Annotated in this window: 14 protein-coding genes and 2 tRNA genes; 6 read left to right on the top strand and 10 right to left on the bottom strand. The window is 54.9% G+C overall.

Annotated features, from left to right (window positions below):
* Window positions 1-14 precede the first annotated feature (14 nt).
* The 8 genes from rimP to rlmE form a co-directional block, all read right to left on the bottom strand.
* Complete coding sequence (gene rimP / locus ACPUC8_RS09500; protein ID WP_039327562.1) at window positions 15-467, bottom strand: ribosome maturation factor RimP; 453 nt, start codon at window positions 465-467, stop codon at window positions 15-17.
* 212 nt (window positions 468-679) lie between these two features.
* A tRNA-Met gene (locus ACPUC8_RS09495) sits at window positions 680-756 on the bottom strand.
* A 59-nt stretch (window positions 757-815) separates the two neighbouring features.
* Window positions 816-902, bottom strand: a tRNA-Leu gene (locus ACPUC8_RS09490).
* Between the two features lie 47 nt (window positions 903-949).
* Window positions 950-1,285 carry a preprotein translocase subunit SecG gene (secG, locus tag ACPUC8_RS09485; RefSeq protein ID WP_039327559.1) on the bottom strand — a complete coding sequence of 112 codons (336 nt, stop codon included), beginning with the start codon at window positions 1,283-1,285 and terminating at the stop codon, window positions 950-952.
* A gap of 217 nt (window positions 1,286-1,502) precedes the next feature.
* A complete protein-coding gene (gene glmM / locus ACPUC8_RS09480) occupies window positions 1,503-2,837 on the bottom strand; it encodes a phosphoglucosamine mutase (protein WP_039327558.1) in 1,335 nt (444 codons plus the stop codon).
* Window positions 2,838-2,841: 4 nt separating this feature from the next.
* The gene (folP, locus tag ACPUC8_RS09475) at window positions 2,842-3,675 is read right to left on the bottom strand and encodes a dihydropteroate synthase (protein ID WP_494926093.1); all 834 of its coding nucleotides are present in this window, start codon (window positions 3,673-3,675) and stop codon (window positions 2,842-2,844) included.
* Between the two features lie 77 nt (window positions 3,676-3,752).
* Window positions 3,753-5,684, bottom strand: a complete 1,932-nt coding sequence (gene ftsH / locus ACPUC8_RS09470) for an ATP-dependent zinc metalloprotease FtsH (RefSeq protein WP_034826538.1) — start codon at window positions 5,682-5,684, stop codon at window positions 3,753-3,755.
* A gap of 173 nt (window positions 5,685-5,857) precedes the next feature.
* Window positions 5,858-6,487 (bottom strand): 23S rRNA (uridine(2552)-2'-O)-methyltransferase RlmE, encoded by a 630-nt coding sequence (rlmE, locus tag ACPUC8_RS09465; RefSeq protein ID WP_034826540.1) that lies wholly within the window; start codon window positions 6,485-6,487, stop codon window positions 5,858-5,860.
* Window positions 6,488-6,613: 126 nt separating this feature from the next.
* Here rlmE and yhbY point away from each other — a divergent pair, with 126 nt between their 5' ends.
* Window positions 6,614-6,907: a ribosome assembly RNA-binding protein YhbY gene (gene yhbY / locus ACPUC8_RS09460; protein WP_034826542.1), complete on the top strand. Its 294-nt coding sequence runs from the start codon at window positions 6,614-6,616 to the stop codon at window positions 6,905-6,907.
* Between the two features lie 127 nt (window positions 6,908-7,034).
* On the opposite strand, the gene greA is transcribed toward yhbY, so the two are convergent.
* Entirely contained in the window at window positions 7,035-7,511 is a 477-nt protein-coding gene (gene greA, locus ACPUC8_RS09455; RefSeq protein ID WP_039327550.1) for a transcription elongation factor GreA, read from the bottom strand.
* Between the two features lie 246 nt (window positions 7,512-7,757).
* Between greA and dacB the strand changes: the two genes are divergently transcribed.
* The 3 genes from dacB to pmrB are packed head-to-tail and all read left to right on the top strand — an operon-like array spanning window position 7,758 to window position 10,908.
* Window positions 7,758-9,191, top strand: a complete 1,434-nt coding sequence (dacB, locus tag ACPUC8_RS09450; RefSeq protein ID WP_039327547.1) for a serine-type D-Ala-D-Ala carboxypeptidase — start codon at window positions 7,758-7,760, stop codon at window positions 9,189-9,191.
* Window positions 9,191-9,853 carry a two-component system response regulator PmrA gene (gene pmrA / locus ACPUC8_RS09445; RefSeq protein ID WP_039327545.1) on the top strand — a complete coding sequence of 221 codons (663 nt, stop codon included), beginning with the start codon at window positions 9,191-9,193 and terminating at the stop codon, window positions 9,851-9,853. The genes dacB and pmrA overlap by 1 nt, the downstream gene beginning before the upstream one ends.
* The gene (gene pmrB / locus ACPUC8_RS09440; protein WP_494926092.1) at window positions 9,850-10,908 is read left to right on the top strand and encodes a two-component system sensor histidine kinase PmrB; all 1,059 of its coding nucleotides are present in this window, start codon (window positions 9,850-9,852) and stop codon (window positions 10,906-10,908) included. The genes pmrA and pmrB overlap by 4 nt, the downstream gene beginning before the upstream one ends.
* Here pmrB and ACPUC8_RS09435 read toward each other — a convergent pair.
* Window positions 10,905-13,178: a TonB-dependent siderophore receptor gene (locus ACPUC8_RS09435; RefSeq protein ID WP_494926091.1), complete on the bottom strand. Its 2,274-nt coding sequence runs from the start codon at window positions 13,176-13,178 to the stop codon at window positions 10,905-10,907. The two genes, pmrB and ACPUC8_RS09435, sit on opposite strands and share 4 nt — an antisense overlap.
* Before the next feature lie 261 nt (window positions 13,179-13,439).
* Here ACPUC8_RS09435 and fes point away from each other — a divergent pair, with 261 nt between their 5' ends.
* Both fes and ACPUC8_RS09425 read left to right on the top strand, forming a co-directional pair.
* Window positions 13,440-14,651 carry an enterochelin esterase gene (gene fes / locus ACPUC8_RS09430; RefSeq protein ID WP_494926090.1) on the top strand — a complete coding sequence of 404 codons (1,212 nt, stop codon included), beginning with the start codon at window positions 13,440-13,442 and terminating at the stop codon, window positions 14,649-14,651.
* 33 nt (window positions 14,652-14,684) lie between these two features.
* A complete protein-coding gene (locus ACPUC8_RS09425; protein WP_494926089.1) occupies window positions 14,685-18,599 on the top strand; it encodes an enterobactin synthase subunit F in 3,915 nt (1,304 codons plus the stop codon).
* Window positions 18,600-18,634: the final 35 nt, after the last annotated feature.

The following is an 18,634-nucleotide window of genomic DNA, read 5'->3' as shown; positions in this document are numbered from 1 at the left end:
CTCAATCCGGACTTTTAAAAGTGGGGGACCAGGTTCGCTTTCTGAATGTTGCTCAGCGCGAACACTTCATCGTTACCCTCAACGGTCACCGTGATCATCTCGCCTTCAACAGACTTGATGATGCCCTGCCATTTACGGCGGTTCTGTACGGCCATACGCAGTACCACGCTCACTTCATCACCGACGAAACGAGTATAGTGTTCAGCAGTGAAAAGAGGACGCTCGAGACCTGGCGAGGAAACTTCAAGGTTGTAAGCGACAGTAATCGGATCTTCCACGTCCATTACCGCGCTGACCTGGTGGCTAACATCGGCACAATCATCAACATTGATACCGTCTTCACTATCAATATAGATGCGCAAAGTCGATGTGCGACCGCGAACGAATTCGATACCGACCAATTCGTAGCCAAGCGCTTCTACTGGAGCGGTGATCAAATCAGTCAATTTTTGCTCTAATGTGGACAAGCCCACCCCCAAGACATAAAAAAAGGGCCTATAGCCCAGTGTTGCGATTCCTGATAACAAAAAACCCCGAATATTCGGGGCTTTTTGTGACTGGACCCTGTACGCCGCATGGCGGCTTCGGCACACAATCCAAAAGAATTTTTTTCAAAAACTCACTGAGGATGCGTCCGTCGATGCATACAGTATATTTGAAAAAGAACTCTAAGGGAAAGTGGTTGCGGGGGCCGGATTTGAACCGACGACCTTCGGGTTATGAGCCCGACGAGCTACCAGGCTGCTCCACCCCGCGTCCGAAAACGTGGCGAATATTACGCCGATCTTGCGAAAAAAGCAAGTTTTACTGAGATTTGGTACCGAGGACGGGACTTGAACCCGTAAGCCCTTTCGAGCACTACCACCTCAAGGTAGCGTGTCTACCAATTTCACCACCTCGGTACTGCACTGACTGCGACGTTGTATTGCCGCTTTAAGCGTTGACGATGTTACTGTGGGATGTCATTGCCCGGCGTGGCCGGTTTAGCTGGCTGAGTCTGTTGTTGAGACTGAGCCGGCGCAGTGAGGTTTTCCCACTCGCTCCCTTTAGAAGACTTGTTGGTGTTCAGATTGCCCAGAACCAGACTGATAATGAAGAACAGGGTCGCCAGCACAGCGGTCATACGAGTCATAAAGTTACCAGACCCGGTTGAACCGAACAGTGTACCAGAGGCGCCTGCACCGAATGAGGCTCCCATATCAGCGCCTTTGCCTTGCTGCAGCATGATCAGACCCACGAGGCCAATCGCTACAATAAGGAAAACAACTAACAGAGCTTCGTACATAATCAACCTGATTCCTTGCGCGTTATCTGCACAGTTAAAGCTTCACCAATATTGACGGGGAGTATCGTCATCACCCATCAGAAGCGGGTGTGAATACTAACCAATGGTGCATACCTCTGCAAGTGCAATTTACACGAACTTTATTGATTGCGGAAAAAAGCGCCATCGTGGTGATTTTACAGGCGGAATGGTCGCAGCCTCTCCGCCTGGCGTGGCGTTATACGGCTTTCACCGCATCGGCAATTTTGTGCGCGAGTTCAGTCACCAGCTTCTCGTCTTCACCTTCCACCATCACGCGAATCAGTGGCTCAGTGCCCGATTTACGCAGCAGCACGCGCCCTCTTCCCGCCAGCGTCTTTTCTACTTCCGCTGTCACGGCTTTCACGCTGTCACTCTCCAGAGGATCATGGCTGCCAGTGAAACGCACATTGACCAGCACCTGAGGCAACATTTTCATCCCACTGCACAGATCGTGCAAACTCATGTGATTGCGTACAATCGCAGTGAGTACTTGCAAACTTGCCACGATCCCATCGCCAGTGCTGATTTTGTCGAGCAAAATCACATGCCCGGAGTTTTCAGCGCCCATGCGCCAGCCCTTCTCCTGCATTTTCTCCAGCACGTAGCGGTCACCGACTTTGGCACGGGTAAAGGGAATACCTAACTGCTTCAACGCCAGTTCCAGACCCATGTTGCTCATCAACGTGCCCACTACACCGCCGCGCAGCTGACCCTGACGCAGTGCCTCGCGTGCAATGATGTAGAGGATCTGGTCGCCATCGACCTTCTCACCCAAATGGTCAACCATCATGATACGGTCACCATCACCGTCATAGGCCAGACCGAGATCGGCCTTCTCATCCAGCACACGCTGTTGCAGCATACGCAGATCGGTGGCACCGCACTCTTTGTTAATGTTCATGCCATCAGGCTGCACGCCGATGGCAATCACTTTGGCACCCAGTTCACGCAACACGTTTGGTGCGATGTGGTAAGTCGCCCCATTGGCGCAGTCCACCACAATCTTCAAACTGTTGAGGCTCAGCTCACTGGGGAAAGTGCCTTTGCAGAACTCAATGTAGCGACCAGCAGCATCGACAATGCGGCTCGCACGACCCAGTTCGGCTGATTCCACGCAGGTCAGTGGCTTCTCAAGTTCCAGCTCAATGGCTTCTTCGACTTCATCCGGCAGTTTGGTGCCTTCAGCAGAGAAGAATTTAATGCCGTTGTCATCGAACGGGTTATGCGATGCCGAAATCACAATGCCGGCCTCAGCACGGAAAGTTCGCGTCAGATAAGCAATGGCGGGGGTTGGCATTGGGCCGGTAAAGGCCGCAGACAGGCCTGCCGCGGCAAGTCCCGCTTCCAACGCGGACTCCAGCATATAACCGGAAATACGCGTGTCTTTACCTATCAATACTTTCTTAGAGCCAGAACGTGCCAGCACTTTACCGGCCGCGAAGCCCAGCTTCAGTACAAAGTCAGGTGTAATAGGCGCTTCGCCTACTTTGCCACGGATACCATCTGTACCGAAATATTTACGATTACTCATGCCTTTATCCTTTTGCTCTCCGTGTCGCTTCGACGACGCGCATCGCCTCGACAGTCTCTTTCACATCATGAACGCGAATAATTTGTGCCCCCTGCATCGCAGCAATCACCGCACAGCTCAGGCTACCGGTCAGGCGCTGCGCCGGACCGACATTTAACAACTGGCCAATCATCGACTTACGCGACATCCCCACCAACAGCGGCAAACCAAAGTGGTGGAAATGGCTAAGTTCGGCCAGCAGTTGATAATTGTGGTTGAGATTCTTACCGAAACCGAAGCCAGGGTCGAGTAGCAGATTTTCTTTTTTAATGCCTGCGGCCTCACAGCGCGCAATCTGCTCAGTGAAGTAAGCGTCCACTTCACTCACGATATCGTTATATTCCGGTGCCTGCTGCATAGTCCGCGGCTCACCCTGCATGTGCATCAGGCACACCGGCAGCCCGGTCTCTGCCGCAGCAGCCAATGCACCCGGCTCAGAGAGTGAACGAATGTCATTAATGATGTGAGCACCCACTCGCGCAGATTCACGGATAACTTCTGGTTTAGAGGTATCAACCGAGATCCAGACCTCGAAGCGCTGGGCAATGGCCTCCACTACCGGAATCACACGTGCCAGTTCTTCCTCAACACTCACCTCATCCGCACCTGGTCGCGTTGATTCGCCGCCCACATCGATAATGGTGGCACCGGCATTCACCATTTCATTGGTATGCGTCAGCGCGTCCACCAGCGTGTTATGCGTTCCACCATCAGAAAAAGAGTCCGGCGTGACATTCAAAATACCCATCACATGGGGAAACGACAGATCGAGATGGGAATCACGGGCGTACAACTTCATGGCGGAAATCTCCTTGGGAATCACTAAATGTAAAAAACCCCGGACCGGCCGGGGTTTTTGCTGAGGTTAAACGCCTCTTATTTGTCGAGCTGCTCTGACATGGTATTGCCTGGATTCGGCGTACGCGGTTCATCAACCGGACGTGGCGCCTTTGGCGTACCATTGTTGTCTGAAGAGCTGCTGCTGCCGGAGTCATCCCAACCCGCAGGTGGACGAACTTCACGGCGCGCCATCAGGTCATCGATCTGCGGTGCGTCAATGGTTTCATACTTCATCAGCGCATCTTTCATCGCATGAAGGATATCCATATTCTCACCCAACAGAACGCGAGCACGCTGGTAGTTGCTGTCGATCAGGTGTTTAACTTCCTGGTCGATGATACGCGCTGTTTCATCAGACATGTGTTTAGCCTTCGCCACTGAACGGCCCAGGAACACTTCGCCTTCTTCTTCAGCGTACAGCAACGGACCCAATTTCTCGTTGAAGCCCCACTGCGTGACCATGTTGCGTGCCAGGTTGGTCGCCACTTTGATGTCGTTAGACGCACCGGTAGAGACGTGCTCTGCACCATAGATGATCTCTTCAGCAAGACGACCACCGTACAGCGTAGAGATCTGGCTTTCCAGTTTCTGACGGCTGGCGCTGATTGCGTCACCTTCAGGCAGGAAGAAGGTCACACCCAAAGCACGGCCGCGAGGAATAATGGTCACTTTGTGCACCGGATCGTGTTCCGGTACCAGACGACCAATGATCGCATGGCCAGCTTCATGGTAAGCGGTTGATTCTTTTTGCGCTTCCGTCATCACCATGGAGCGACGTTCCGCACCCATCATGATTTTGTCTTTCGCTTTTTCAAACTCAACCATCGAGACCACACGCTTGTTGCCACGTGCAGCAAACAGCGCTGCTTCGTTGACGAGGTTAGCGAGGTCAGCACCCGAGAAGCCCGGCGTACCACGTGCGATGATGGCTGCATCAATATCGGTTGCCAGTGGCACACGACGCATATGCACTTTCAAAATCTGTTCACGACCGCGAACGTCTGGCAGACCGACTACAACCTGACGGTCAAAACGACCTGGACGCAGCAGCGCAGGGTCAAGTACGTCTGGACGGTTAGTTGCCGCGATCACGATGATGCCTTCATTACCTTCGAAGCCATCCATTTCGACCAGCATTTGGTTCAGTGTCTGCTCACGTTCATCGTGACCACCGCCCAAACCGGCACCACGCTGACGGCCTACCGCATCGATTTCATCGATGAAGATAATACACGGCGCCGCTTTCTTCGCTTGTTCGAACATGTCACGCACACGAGATGCACCGACACCGACAAACATTTCGACGAAGTCAGAACCAGAAATGGTAAAGAAAGGTACTTTCGCTTCGCCAGCGATCGCTTTCGCCAGCAACGTTTTACCAGTACCCGGTGGGCCCACCATCAAGACGCCTTTCGGAATCTTACCACCCAGTTTCTGGAAGCGGCTTGGCTCACGCAGATATTCAACCAGCTCACCGACTTCTTCTTTCGCTTCATCACAACCTGCGACATCAGCAAAAGTGGTCTTGATCTGGTCTTCGGTCAGCATGCGGGCTTTACTCTTGCCAAAGGACATCGCGCCTTTGCCACCGCCGCCCTGCATCTGCCGCATAAAGAAGATCCAAACACCAATCAACAGCAGCATTGGGAACCAGGAGATGAAGATGGAAGCCAGCAGGCTTGGCTCTTCTGGTGGTTCGCCAATCACTTTGACGTTTTTGGTCAAGAGGTTATCAAGCAACTTAGGATCGTTGACAGGAATGTAAGTCGTATATTTATTACTGTCTTTTTTGACAACGTTAATCTCACGCCCGTTAATACGTGCCTCGCGGACCTGATCCTGGTTCACTTCCGACAGGAAGGTTGAATAATCAACCCTACGGCCATTCGACTCGCTGGGCCCAAAGCTCTGGAAGACAGACATCAGCACGACCGCGATGACTAACCAGAGAATCAGGTTTTTCGCCATGTCACTCAAGGGATTAACCTCATATTACAACGGTGTTAACAGACAGCGTAGGGTACTATATATCCTTCAGACCTGGAATCGCGGCGCTGATGATTTTACTGCTTTCCACTGAAACTCAGAATTACACATCAGAGTAAACGCAGTTCGCCTTGCTTTGATTCCAGCACCGAGGGCTATAGTTTGCGCCCTGTCGCCACAATATACACTTCACGTGAACGTAAACGAGAAGCGTCTGGCTTACGAATTTTCACTTTCGTAAATAGGGAGCGAATTTCCCGCAGGTATTCCTCGAAGCCATCTCCCTGAAACACTTTCACTACAAAACTGCCGCCAGGTGCCAGGATATCTCGACACATTTCCAGCGCCAACTCTACCAAATACATTGATCGTGGAATATCAACCGCAGGTGTACCGCTCATGTTCGGTGCCATGTCAGACATGACAACTTGCACCTTTTGGTCACCGACACGTTCCAGCAAAGCGTTTAACACCGCTTCTTCACGAAAATCACCCTGCAAAAAATCGACACCGACGATAGGGTCCATCGGCAGCAAATCGCAGGCAATGATACGACCATTCGATCCAATCTGTTGTACCGCATATTGCGACCAACCGCCGGGTGCAGCACCTAGATCTACCACTGTCATGCCGGGTTTGAAAAGCTTGTCACCCTGCTGAATTTCATCAAGTTTAAACCAGGCGCGCGAACGCAACCCCTTTTTCTGTGCCTGCAGCACATATTTATCGCTAAAGTGTTCCTGTAGCCAGCGACTGGAACTGGCCGAACGCTTTTTACCCGTCATAATTTTTCCAGTTAAATCTTCATCGTAGCGATAAATCAGTCCGCAATGGGTTGCGTTGATTTGGCGATATACACGAGATGGCGGTAGAATGAACCGTTTTCAATCCCTGAGTAAGTAAAAAATACGATGAATCTGAGTACCAAACAAAAACAGCACCTGAAAGGCCTGGCCCATCCCCTTAAGCCCGTTGTCATGCTGGGCGGTAATGGCCTGACCGAAGGCGTGCTCGCCGAAATCGAACTGGCGCTCGAGCATCACGAATTGATCAAGGTAAAAATTGCCTCGGAAGATCGTGAGACCAAGCAGCTGATCGTTGACGCAATCGTACGTGAAACTAAAGCGTGTAACGTACAGGTCATCGGCAATACGCTGGTGCTGTATCGCCCTGCAAAAGAGCGCAAAATTACTCTGCCACGTTAATGAAGCCGTAAGGCTGCCATAACGGGCAGAGAAAGTGCCATGCTCCTGCATGGGATAAAAGGCCGCGATGCGGCCTTTTTCCTTTCTTTACAATATGCGGCTACACATTTCAAAGCGTAGCAATATCTTAAAGGTATTCCACCTTTAAGACTTCATATTCCACATCGCCACCCGGTGTCTTCACGATCGCGACGTCATCCGCTTCTTTTCCCACCAAACCCCGCGCCATTGGCGAGTTCACTGAGATGAGATTCTGCTTAAAGTCAGCCTCGTCATCACCCACGATGCGGTAGGTAAATTCTTCGTCGGTATCGACATTCAACACCGTGACCGTCGCACCGAAAATCACACGGCCGGTTTTTGGCATGGCAGTCACATCAATGACCTGTGCATTAGAGAGTTTGGCTTCAATCTCCTGAATGCGCCCTTCACAAAAGCCCTGCTCTTCGCGTGCTGCGTGGTATTCGGCATTCTCTTTCAAATCGCCGTGCTCACGGGCTTCGGCGATGGAGGCGATAATGCGCGGACGCTTAACGGACTTCAGTTCGTTCAGCTCTTCGCGCAGCTTCTCAGCGCCTTTCAACGTCATCGGAATCTGATTCATTTTGGCTCCTCGTCATCTGTCCTGGTTAACGGCGTCATCCTGACCGGTGACAGCAGAAAACAGCTTCTGCGGCGCGTTACCTCTTTTCACAAGCAAAAGAAGCCTGACCCGGAAAGCTTTCCGGGTCAGGTTCGGTTTTGCATTTTGATACGTATTTTACCCCAGAGTTCCCTGTGGGTCATCGTTTACTTTGCACCGCCTCGGGACGTAGTATTGACGCCTTCACCCGCTAGTTACCGCGAGATTATGCGATTTTCACGACTTGTTACCGGATTAACCTGTGCGTTTATGCTGCAGGCACAAGCAGCCCCCGTTGAAGAATACATGCAGTATTTGCCAGACGGCGCAAACCTGGCGCTGATGGTACAAAAAGTGGGCGCATCAACCCCGATAATCGACTATCACGGCAAACAGATGGCACTGCCAGCCAGTACCATGAAGGTGATTACCGCGCTGGCCGCATTGCTGGAACTGGGACCGGACTTCCGTTTCCAGACCACCATGGAAACCAAAGGCGCGGTCAGTGATGGCACGCTTAATGGCGATTTAGTCGCGCGTTTTGGCGGCGATCCGACGCTCAGTCGACAGGATCTGCGCAACATGGTCGCTGCGCTGAAAAAACAGGGCATTAACCATATTAAAGGCAATCTGGTCATCGATACGTCGGTGTTTGCCAGCCACGATATGGCACCTGGTTGGCCGTGGAATGACCTGACGCAGTGCTTCAGTGCCCCGCCAGGCGCCGCGATTGTCGATAAAAACTGCTTCTCGGTCTCGCTCTACAGCGCCAATACGCCGGGCGAAAATGCCTTTGTACGTATCGCTTCTTATTACCCGGCACACATGTTTAGCCAGGTGCGCACCATCGGCCGTAACAGCGGTGATGGGCAGTACTGTGAGCTGGACGTGGTGCCTGGCGAGCTTAATCGCTATACCCTGACAGGTTGTATGCGTCAGCGTGCCGAGCCACTGCCGTTGGCCTTCGCCGTGCAGGATGGAGCCGCATGGGCAGGAGAAATCCTCAAGGCTGAGCTGCGTGCCGCGGATATCGATTACAGCGGCCATTTAGTTCGACAGCCGTTGGTCACCGCACCCGGTACCGTGCTGGCGTCAACGCAATCTGCACCGCTGCACAATCTGTTGCACACCATGCTGAAGAAATCAGACAACATGATTGCCGATACCGTGTTCCGCACTATTGGGCATCACTATTTCAACGTTCCTGGCACCTTCCGCGCCGGTTCTGATGCGGTACGCCGTATCCTGCGCGAAAAAGCCGGCGTTGATCTGGGCAACAGTATTCAGGTCGATGGTTCGGGTTTATCGCGTCACGATTTGATCGCGCCCGACACCATGATGCAGGTGTTGCAGTACATCGCGAAAAACGATTCGACGCTGAACTATATTTCGATGCTGCCACTGGCAGGCTACGACGGCACCCTGCAGTATCGCGGTGGTTTGCATGAAGCGGGGCTGGATGGCAAAGTCTCAGCCAAAACCGGTTCGCTACAGGGCGTCTATAATCTGGCTGGATTTATTACCACCTCCAGCGGTGCACGCGTGGCCTTTGTGCAGTATCTTTCTGGCTATGCCGTGCCGCCGGAAGATCAGAAAACGCGGCGCATTCCTCTGGTACGCTTTGAAAGCCGCCTCTACTCGGATATCAACAAAAACAACTAATGAAACTGCTGATTGTTGAAGATGACGCGCTGTTGCAATCGGGCCTGGCTCAGGCCCTTAGCGCACAAGGATACGCCGTTGACTGCGCCAGTACGGCGGCAGAAAGCAACGCGTTTCTCCGCAGTGGCCAGTACAGCCTGATCGTGTTGGATCTGGGTTTGCCGGATCGCGATGGTGCCACACTGCTGCGGCAATGGCGGCGCGAAGGCATCAATGTACCGGTGCTGATCCTCACCGCCCGCGACGCGCTAGAAGATCGGGTTGATGGCCTGGATGCCGGTGCCGATGATTACCTGGTGAAACCTTTTGCCCTGGTGGAGTTGCAGGCGCGCGTACGTGCGCTGATTCGTCGCTTCCAGGGGCACAGTGACAACCTGCTGCAACAGGGGGATCTCACTCTGAACCTCAGTTCACAACAAGTGCTGCTGGAAGAACGTCCTCTGGAGATCACGCCAAAAGAGTTCGCGCTGCTGACCCGTTTATTGATGCGCGTGGGTCAAAACGTGCATCGTGAAACACTGCAACAGGATCTTTACAGCTGGAATGACGATCCCGGATCCAACACTCTGGAAGTTCACATTCACAATTTACGTCGCAAACTCGGGAAAGATCGTATTAAAACCGTACGCGGCGTGGGTTACCGTCTGGAAGTGCGCGAATGAATAGCATGCGTCAGCGGTTACTGATTATGCTGGCGCTGATTCTCCTCACCTGCCAGGTGATGAGCGCCATCTGGTTGTGGCATGAGAGCCGTGAACAAATCAGCTTCCTGGTGAATGAAACCCTCTCAGCGCAGGCGCGTAACGACCGCGTCGAGAACGAAATCCGCGAAGCCATTGCCTCGCTGCTGTTGCCCTCGCTGGTGATGATTGCGCTGACGCTGCTGCTCTCGTTCTGGGCCATCAACTGGATTATTCGCCCGCTGCGTTTGCTGCAGGACAGTCTCGCCCATCGATCTGCCGATAATCTCACGCCGCTGCCCATCTATTCCGAGATGGATGAGATCGTTGCGGTGACCTCATCGATCAATCAGCTGTTCTCACGGCTGGATCACACGCTCCAGCAGGAGCGGCTGTTTACCGCCGATGCCGCACATGAACTGCGCACGCCCCTGGCGGGTTTACGCCTCCATCTGGAGTTGTTGCATCAGCAGAAGGTGCCACAAAGTGACATGCTGATTGAGCGCATCGACCAACTGATGCACACCGTTGAACAGTTGCTGATGCTGTCACGCGCCGGACAGGCGCTGGCCAGTGGCCACTATCAGCAGTTGCAGTGGCAAAAAGACATTATGCAGCCGCTGCAACCCGAAATGGCCGAGCTGTATGAGCAGCGTCAGCAAACTCTGCTCTGGCCGCAAGGCAAAGATATTCCGCAGCAGGGAGAAGCCGTGTTGCTGCGCCTGATGTTGCGTAATTTGCTGGAAAACGCTTCGCGCTACAGCCCGGAGGGCAGCGAGGTTAAGGTGAAAATGCAGCAAGACAAGCAGCAGGTGATTATCGAAGTCTGGGATCAGGGGCCGGGTATTGATGCCGATGCGGCGGAAGAGTTGACGCAGGCATTTCGTCGTCGCGACCAGCGCTATGGCGGCAGCGGCCTGGGCCTGAATATCGTGTTGCGTATCGTGCAGATGCACCGTGGCAGACTGGAGTTGGTGAATCGTCAAGACAGCAGCGGGCTGATTGCCCGCTGCTATTTACCGCATCAACTGCTTTAGAAGTGGGTATTCAGGCCGACGTAATAGGTACGGCCTGATTCGTTGTAGGTATTGGCACCCGCACCGTACAGGTAAGCGCCTGTGGTGGCGTTACCGGTGGTTTGCGCATTACCTTCGCGGAAGTGACGCTTATCAAACAGGTTGTCGATACCCAAGGTTACGCTGGCGTACTTGTTGATATCGTAAGTGCCGCTCAAGCCGATGATCGAGTAAGGCGCGACTTTATCGGTTGCACTGCCCGTCACCGGTTGACCTTTGTAGTCATACTGCTTCGGCGTCTGCGTACCGTACCAGGTCAGGGTGGTTTGCAGCGACAGATCCTGCGTGGCTTGCCAGCTCAGCGTCGAGTTCAGGGTGTATTCCGGGATCACCGACAGACGATCGCCGGTTTCCTTGTTTTTACTCTGTAGCATGTAGGTGAAGTTGTTATTCCACATCACGCTATCAGAGAACGGCACGTTAACGGTACCTTCCAGCCCTTCGACCACCGCTTTCGGCACGTTTTCCCATTTGTAGATATCCGTGGTGCCGTTCGAGGCTTTACCCACTGGCGCGTAACCCGCTTCAATCTTGTTGCGGTAATCGTTACGGAACCAGGTCAGACCGGCTTGATAACCTTCGTGTTTCCACTCCAGCCCAATTTCTTTGTTGAAACTGTTTTCGGCTTTCAGGTCTGGGTTACCCTGCAAATAACAGGCACCGGTACTGGCTGCACAACCCTGACCGTTGCTGTATAGCAGGTAGTTCGGGTTGGTCTGGTACAAGCTTGGCGCTTTGTACGCCAGGCCAGCACCCATCTTCAGCGTGAAGTCATCACCTAAACCTTGCGACAGGTTCAGAGACGGGCTCCAGTTATTGCCGACGATCGAGTGATGATCGAAGCGCAGGCTTGGCGTCAGCATAGTGCTGTCGGTCAGCTCCATGTTGTCTTCTGCAAACAGCGAGAAGATTTCCGCCTGCGAATATGGGCTACGGCCGGTATTCGACACGCCCGGCACGGAGCCATAGCTCGCCGCCTGGGTAGTGGAAGAAGGATCTTTCATGCTTTGCTGGTTCCATTCGGTACCCAGCGTGGCAGTCTGATTAATCAACCACTCGAATGGAATGCTGACTTCACTGTGCAGCAAGATGTCGTCTAACTGAATGGTATTGAAACCATCGTTAGAGAAGATGCCCTCGGTGCCGCCCGCCAGACCTTCGTTAATGCGGGTGTTACGGGTTTTCTCGTAACGCGCATAGGTATTGGTGCTGACACCGTTATCCCACGCACCCGTCCATTTCAACGAGATATTCTGACGATACAGGCGGTTGGTTTCATCGCCGTACAGGCTCTTCACCAGCGCGCTGGTGTTGGTGTTTTGGGTATCGCCCGCGTACAGGTTGCCCTGACGGCTATAACCCGCTTGCAGCTCCAGGGTTTGCATCGGAGCAAACGTCCAGCTCAGCAAGGCGTTGATATCTTTGTTCACCGACCCTTCACGGCCCGATGGATAGCTACCCGCATACGAACCGGTACGATCGGCAGCGTGGCCTTCGTTGATGTCGTAGGCATCGGCCTGAGTTTTGGCTAAGCCACCGTACAGACGGAAGTTAACATCGTCACCCAGCGGCCCTTCAAGGCTGAAGTTAGTGCGCTTGGTTGACCCTTCCGATTTATGTTCCGGCGCATTGAGGTAGGTATTCCAGGAACCGTGCCACTGCTGGTCGTTATTTTTTTTGGTGATGATATTCACCACGCCACCCGCAGCGCCGTTACCGTAGCGCACCGCAGCCGGACCGCGAATCACGTCAATGTGGTCGATCATCTCCGGTGGCACCCAGTTGGTGTCACCGCGCGTATCACGCTCGCCACGCCAGCCTAAACGCACCGAGTTGCGGCTGGTGATCGGCATGCCATCCACCATAATCAGGGTGTTTTCCGGGCCCATGCCGCGAATATCAATCTGACGATTGTTACCGCGCTGGCCGCTGGTGGAGTTACCGGTGAGGTTCACGCCTGGCATGGTACGAATGATTTCTGAAACATCACGCGCCGGGGGATGCTTTTTAATTTCATCGGCGGTGATGGTCGACACGCCGGGTGCCTGCAGGTTTTGCTGCTGGGCCGTCACCATTAAGGTGCCGCCGTTCATGGATTCGGCGTCGGCGGTAGATTGGCTGCTGGTCGTCTTGCTGGAAGTGTCTGCTGCCCAGGCGCTGCCGGAGAGCAGTGAGGCGCTGAGCCCCAGTTCAATCAAAATAGCTAATGATAGTTTTGAGTAACGCGTCATTTTTTTCATTCCTGGATGGCCAGTAGCAACATCGTTGGATGCTTGGCTGGCGAGCCGGTGAGAATATCCCTGTCCTAATCGCGCCGAGTTCCAGTCCTGGCAGTGCTATCCGTGGCATAACCTTCCAGGAAGGAAAGAGCCAGGCGGAACGCGCGTGCTCTTTTTGAGCGGAAACACCCTATTGCAAATGCAAATAGTTATCAATAGTATTAATTATTAATCTTATGTAAATCTTCCCCTACACAGTAACTGGCAGCCCCTATGACCTGGCGAAATGATGTAACCGGTAGCGAAGCCTGGTGGCAGGAGCAACAATCTCAAGGTATTCCACGTATCGAGCCACAACCGGATGGCACCTGTCTGGTGACCTTCTTCTGGCGCGACCCGCAAGGCAGTGAAAAAGCATCGGGGACCCAGCGCGTGTGGATCAACATCACCGGCGTGACCGATCATCACCAAAAGCGACCACCGCAATCACTGGTACGCGTGACAGACACGGATGTGTGGTACTGGCAAACCACCCTTCCAGCAAACTGGCGCGGCAGCTACTGCCTGATGCCCGATGAGCATGCCACGGATTTCTCCGGCGAAGCCGACATGTACAACCTGCGCAACTGGTGGCGGGAAAAATTCCCCACGGCGAAGGCCGATCCGCTGAATAAACTGCGTGGCTGGGCGGGTGGACGCGGAATGGGCGTTTCTCCGCTGCACTTGCCGCAGGCACCCAATCAGCAAATCTGGCAATCGGTGGACGATGGCAGCGCGCCTGAGATATCTCTGCAGCAATATCAGTGGGATAGCGCACTGTTAGGCAACAGCCGTAAGGTCTGGATTTACACAACCGGCGCGTCAGAGCCCGCACAACGCCCGCTGGCGATCCTGCTGGATGGGCAATTCTGGGCCAACCAAATGCCGATTGCTGGCCCGCTGCAGCAGCTCACAGACAGCGGCAAATTGCCCGCCGCGGTCTATCTGTTTATCGACATCATTGACCGCGAACACCGCAGCCGGGAATTGCCCTGCAACCCGCAATTCTGGCAGGCCATGCAGCAGGAGTTACTGCCACAGGTCGCGGCATGGGCGCCGTATCGCCAGCAGGCAGACAGCACGCTGGTGGCCGGACAAAGCTTCGGTGGGCTGGCATCGGTTTTCGCCGCCCTGCATTTCCCGGAGACTTTCGGCAACGCGCTGAGCCTCTCCGGGTCGTTCTGGTGGCCGGAACGTGGCAATCCGCACGGCTGGCTGTTACAGGCATTAGATGGCGGCTTAGCGCCTCAATACCCGCTGCGTTTCTGGCTGGAAGCCGGCAAACGAGAAGGCCTGATTCTGCAAGCCAATCAACAATTAGAACAACAACTTACTGCTGCCGGTTACCAGGTGAATTACCAACCGGTTGAGGGTGGTCACGACGCGCTATGTTGGCGCGGTGGGCTGCTCGACGGTCTGCAAGCTCTGTGGCGCAATCCGACTTAAATTTCCTCACTTAGGACGCAAACCGGAGCAACGATGTCTGAATCTCTGATGAACAAAACCATGACTGACCAACACACTCTGCCGCTGGTGGCGGCACAGCCCGGCATCTGGATTGCCGATCAGCTGACCCAACACCACAACGCCTATGCCGTGGCGCACTTTGTTGAATTACAGGGTGCGATTAACAGCGCCTTGTTAGCACAAGCCATCGTGGCAGGCATGCAGGAAGCCGATACGCTCAACATGGCGTTTGGTGAAGTCGAGGGGGAAGCACTGCAATGGGCACAGCCGCAAACGTTCAGCGCACCGCAGATTGTGGATTTGCGCGATGAAGCCGATGCTGCCGCCAAAGCCCGCGCATTAATGCGTGAAGATATGAACGGTGATTTACGCGTGTTGAGCGGGGCTAAACTGTGGCATCACTGCCTTTATCGCATTGGCGATCAGCACTGGTTCTGGTATCAGCGCTACCATCATTTGGTGGTGGATGGTTTCAGCTTTACCGCCATCACGCGCCGCATTGCCAACCTCTACAGCGCCGCCGTTCAGCAACAGGATGCCGAACCCACCCCGTTTATTCCGTTTAGCGAAGTGGTGGAAGAGTATCAGCGCTATCAGGAATCCTCATCCTTCACGCGTGACCGCGATTTCTGGCGGGAAAAAGGGGCCGCACTGCCCTCACCCGCTTCCCTGTCGCCGTTACCACTGGCCGGGCAAAGCGCCACCACCGATATCCTGCGTCATAGCGTCACGCTCGATCGCGCCACGTTTCAGACCTTGATCAACCAGCATCCGCAATCCAGCGCCGCTGATTTAGCCTTTGCCCTGGTTGCGCTGTGGCTCGCGCGACTCAGTGGTCAGAACGACTTCGCCGCCGGCTTCATCTTTATGCGACGCATTGGTTCTGCCGCACTGTGCGCTACGGGCCCGGTGATCAATGTGCTGCCGATGGCGGTGCACTACGATCCCACTCAACCGATCTCTGCGCTGGCAGCGCAGCTGGCGGGTGAAGTGAAGAAAATGCGCCGCCACCAGCGCTATGATGCCGAACAGGTACAGCGTGACCTCGGCCGATTGGGCGATGGCGATCCGCTGTACGGCCCAGTGATCAACCTCAAGATGTTTGATTACCAACTCGATTTTGCCGGCGTTGAGGGGATAACGCATCAGTTGGCCTCTGGCCCGGTACGCGATCTGGAGATCGCTATCTATATCAGTGAACAGGGTGAACTGACGCTGGAGCTGCTGGCCAATGCGCAACGTTACAGCGAATCCACGCTGCACCGTCATACCAGCCGCTTTGACCTGCTGCTGAAGCAGCTTGCCGAGCAACCGCAGCGCCCGTTGGGTGAACTTGATCTGCTGACCGTCGAAGAACATGCGCAAATTGCTGGCATCAACCAGACGGCACATCCTGTCCCCGCAGAAACCCTGGCTTCGTTGCTGGCACAACAGGTTGAGCGCACGCCGGATGCACCGGCGTTGGCGGATGCCGTGCATCAACTTAGCTACCGCGAAATGCAGCAGCAACTGTTCGCGCTGGCAGACGATCTGCGTGCCGCCGGTGTACAGCGCGGCGATATCGTGGCGGTGGCACTGCCGCGTTCGGTGCAGCTTTCATTGGCGCTTCAGGCAATTGTTTCGCTGGGTGCGGCCTATCTGCCACTTGATACCGGCTATCCTGACGAACGTTTACAGCTGATGCTGGAAGACGCCGCACCGAAAACCTTGATCACCTCAGCGGAACTCAGCGCACGTTTCCAGGCCATCGCCACGGTTAACCAGCTGCATTTTGATGCGCTCTACGCCCACACGGATGCTCCGCAACCTGCCAGTGCGCCGACACCGCAGGATGGGGCTTACATCATCTACACCTCCGGTTCAACGGGCCGTCCAAAAGGCGTACTGGTGGGGCATGAGGCCATCGTCAATCGCCTGTTGTGGATGCAGGATTGCTACCCGCTGCAAGCCGACGACGTAGTGCTACAGAAAACGCCGAGTAGCTTTGATGTCTCCGTATGGGAGTTCTTCTGGCCGCTGCTGGTCGGCGCGCAGTTGGTGATGGCTCCGCCGGAGGCGCACCGCGATCCTGAAGCGCTGCAGCAACTGTTTGCCCGCTACAAAGTCACCACCACGCATTTCGTACCCTCGATGCTGACGGCCTTTGTCGCGGCCCTGGATACACCGGCCGCCATCGCCTGCTGCACCAGCTTGCGTAATGTTTTCTGCAGTGGTGAAGCCCTGCCGACCGATCTGTCACGCGAGTGGGAAAAGCTGACGCATGTACCGCTGCACAACCTGTATGGCCCAACCGAAGCAGCGGTGGATGTCAGCTGGTATCCGGCCTTTGGTGAGGCGCTGGCGGCAGTAGAAGGTGCCAGCGTGCCAATTGGTTTCCCGGTGTGGAATACCGGATTGCGTATTCTCGACGCACGCATGCAGCCAGTGCCACCGGGTGTCGCCGGTGATCTTTACCTCACTGGCGTGCAGTTAGCGCATGGCTATCTCGGCCGTCCAGACCTGACAGCCAGCCGCTTTATCGCCGATCCTTTTGCCACAGGTGAGCGTATGTACCTCACTGGCGATGTTGCTCGCTGGCTGGATAACGGCGCGGTGGAATACCTCGGCCGCAGCGATGATCAGCTGAAGATTCGCGGTCAGCGCATCGAACTTAATGAAATCGACTATGTGTTGAGTGCTCAGCCCGGCATTGAGCAGGCGGTGACGCATGCCGTGGTGTTGGGCGGCAGCGCGGCGCAAGGCGGTGATGCGCGTCAGTTGGTGGGGTATGTGATTGCGGCGCAGCCTGTTGATGGTGAAGCACTGCGTGAGGCGTTGGCGCAACGTCTGCCCGCCCATATGGTGCCGGTGGCGATTGTGCAGCTGGATGCCTTCCCGCTCAGCAGCAACGGAAAACTGGATCGCAAAGCGCTGCCGTTACCGCAAAATGCGGCAGAGAGCGTGGGACGCGAACCGCATGCCGGATTAGAAACCCAGTTGGCGCAAGCCTTCTGCCAGCTGCTGGCACGCGATAGCGTCAGCGCGCAGGATGATTTCTTTGCCCTGGGCGGACACTCATTGCTGGCCATGCGCCTGGCCGCACAGCTGCGCCGTGAACTGCAACAGCCGGTATCGGTGGGGCAGATTATGGTGGCCTCAACCGTAGAGAAACTGGCGCGTTTGCTCAGCGATGCGCATTCGCATCAGCAGGCGGGTTTTGAAGCCGTGCTGCCACTGCGTCAGAGCAACGGACCAACGCTGTTCTGTTTCCATCCGGCATCCGGCTTTGCCTGGCAGTTTAGTATTCTGCAACGCTATCTTGATCAGCGCTGGTCGCTGGTGGGGATTCAGTCACCGGATACCGAAAGCCCGTTGAACCAGAGCGCGCATCTCGACGACGTATGTGAAGCCCACCTGCGCACGCTTCGTGAGGTGCAACCGCACGGACCTTACTATTTCCTGGGCTATTCTCTGGGCGGAACCCTGGCACAAGGCATCGCTGCACGTCTTGAAGCAGCGGGCGAAGAGGTGGCCTTCCTCGGCCTGCTCGACACCTGGCCGCCGGAAACGCAGAACTGGGATGAAAAACGCGGCGAAAATGTGCTTGATCCGGCCGTGCTGGACGAGGTGAATCGCGAGCGTGAGCAGTTTATTGCGGCACAGCGCCATCAGGCTGGGGAAGAGATGCGCGCGATGTTCGATACCATCGAAGCCAACTACGCCAGTTCAGTTCGCCTGCTGGCGACTGCGCGCAGTGCCCGTTTCAACGGTCGTGCCACGCTGTTCCTGGCTGAAAAAACGCAGCAGCCAGGCCAGGATGCACGTCGCGCCTGGGCACCGTATGTGGGTGAACTCGACGTATGGCCAATGGATTGTGCGCATGTGGAGATTATTTCGCCGCAGATGTTTGAGCAGATCGGGCCATTGTTACAGCGGATTTTGGCGTAATTGGCACCAGGTGCGCATCAATGCGCACCCTACAT

It is taken from the genome of Pantoea sp. CFCC18177 (assembly GCF_059412425.1).
This window is presented reverse-complemented; position numbering and strand designations above follow the sequence as displayed.

Coding starts and splice junctions, on each gene's coding strand:
- secG (WP_039327559.1), bottom strand. CDS start 1,285: ATGTACGAAGCTCTGTTAGTTGTTTTCCTTATTGTAGCGATTGGCCTC.
- glmM (WP_039327558.1), bottom strand. CDS start 2,837: ATGAGTAATCGTAAATATTTCGGTACAGATGGTATCCGTGGCAAAGTA.
- folP (WP_494926093.1), bottom strand. CDS start 3,675: ATGAAGTTGTACGCCCGTGATTCCCATCTCGATCTGTCGTTTCCCCAT.
- ftsH (WP_034826538.1), bottom strand. CDS start 5,684: ATGGCGAAAAACCTGATTCTCTGGTTAGTCATCGCGGTCGTGCTGATG.
- rlmE (WP_034826540.1), bottom strand. CDS start 6,487: ATGACGGGTAAAAAGCGTTCGGCCAGTTCCAGTCGCTGGCTACAGGAA.
- yhbY (WP_034826542.1), top strand. CDS start 6,614: ATGAATCTGAGTACCAAACAAAAACAGCACCTGAAAGGCCTGGCCCAT.
- greA (WP_039327550.1), bottom strand. CDS start 7,511: ATGAATCAGATTCCGATGACGTTGAAAGGCGCTGAGAAGCTGCGCGAA.
- dacB (WP_039327547.1), top strand. CDS start 7,758: ATGCGATTTTCACGACTTGTTACCGGATTAACCTGTGCGTTTATGCTG.
- pmrA (WP_039327545.1), top strand. CDS start 9,191: ATGAAACTGCTGATTGTTGAAGATGACGCGCTGTTGCAATCGGGCCTG.
- pmrB (WP_494926092.1), top strand. CDS start 9,850: ATGAATAGCATGCGTCAGCGGTTACTGATTATGCTGGCGCTGATTCTC.
- ACPUC8_RS09435 (WP_494926091.1), bottom strand. CDS start 13,178: ATGACGCGTTACTCAAAACTATCATTAGCTATTTTGATTGAACTGGGG.
- fes (WP_494926090.1), top strand. CDS start 13,440: ATGACCTGGCGAAATGATGTAACCGGTAGCGAAGCCTGGTGGCAGGAG.
- ACPUC8_RS09425 (WP_494926089.1), top strand. CDS start 14,685: ATGTCTGAATCTCTGATGAACAAAACCATGACTGACCAACACACTCTG.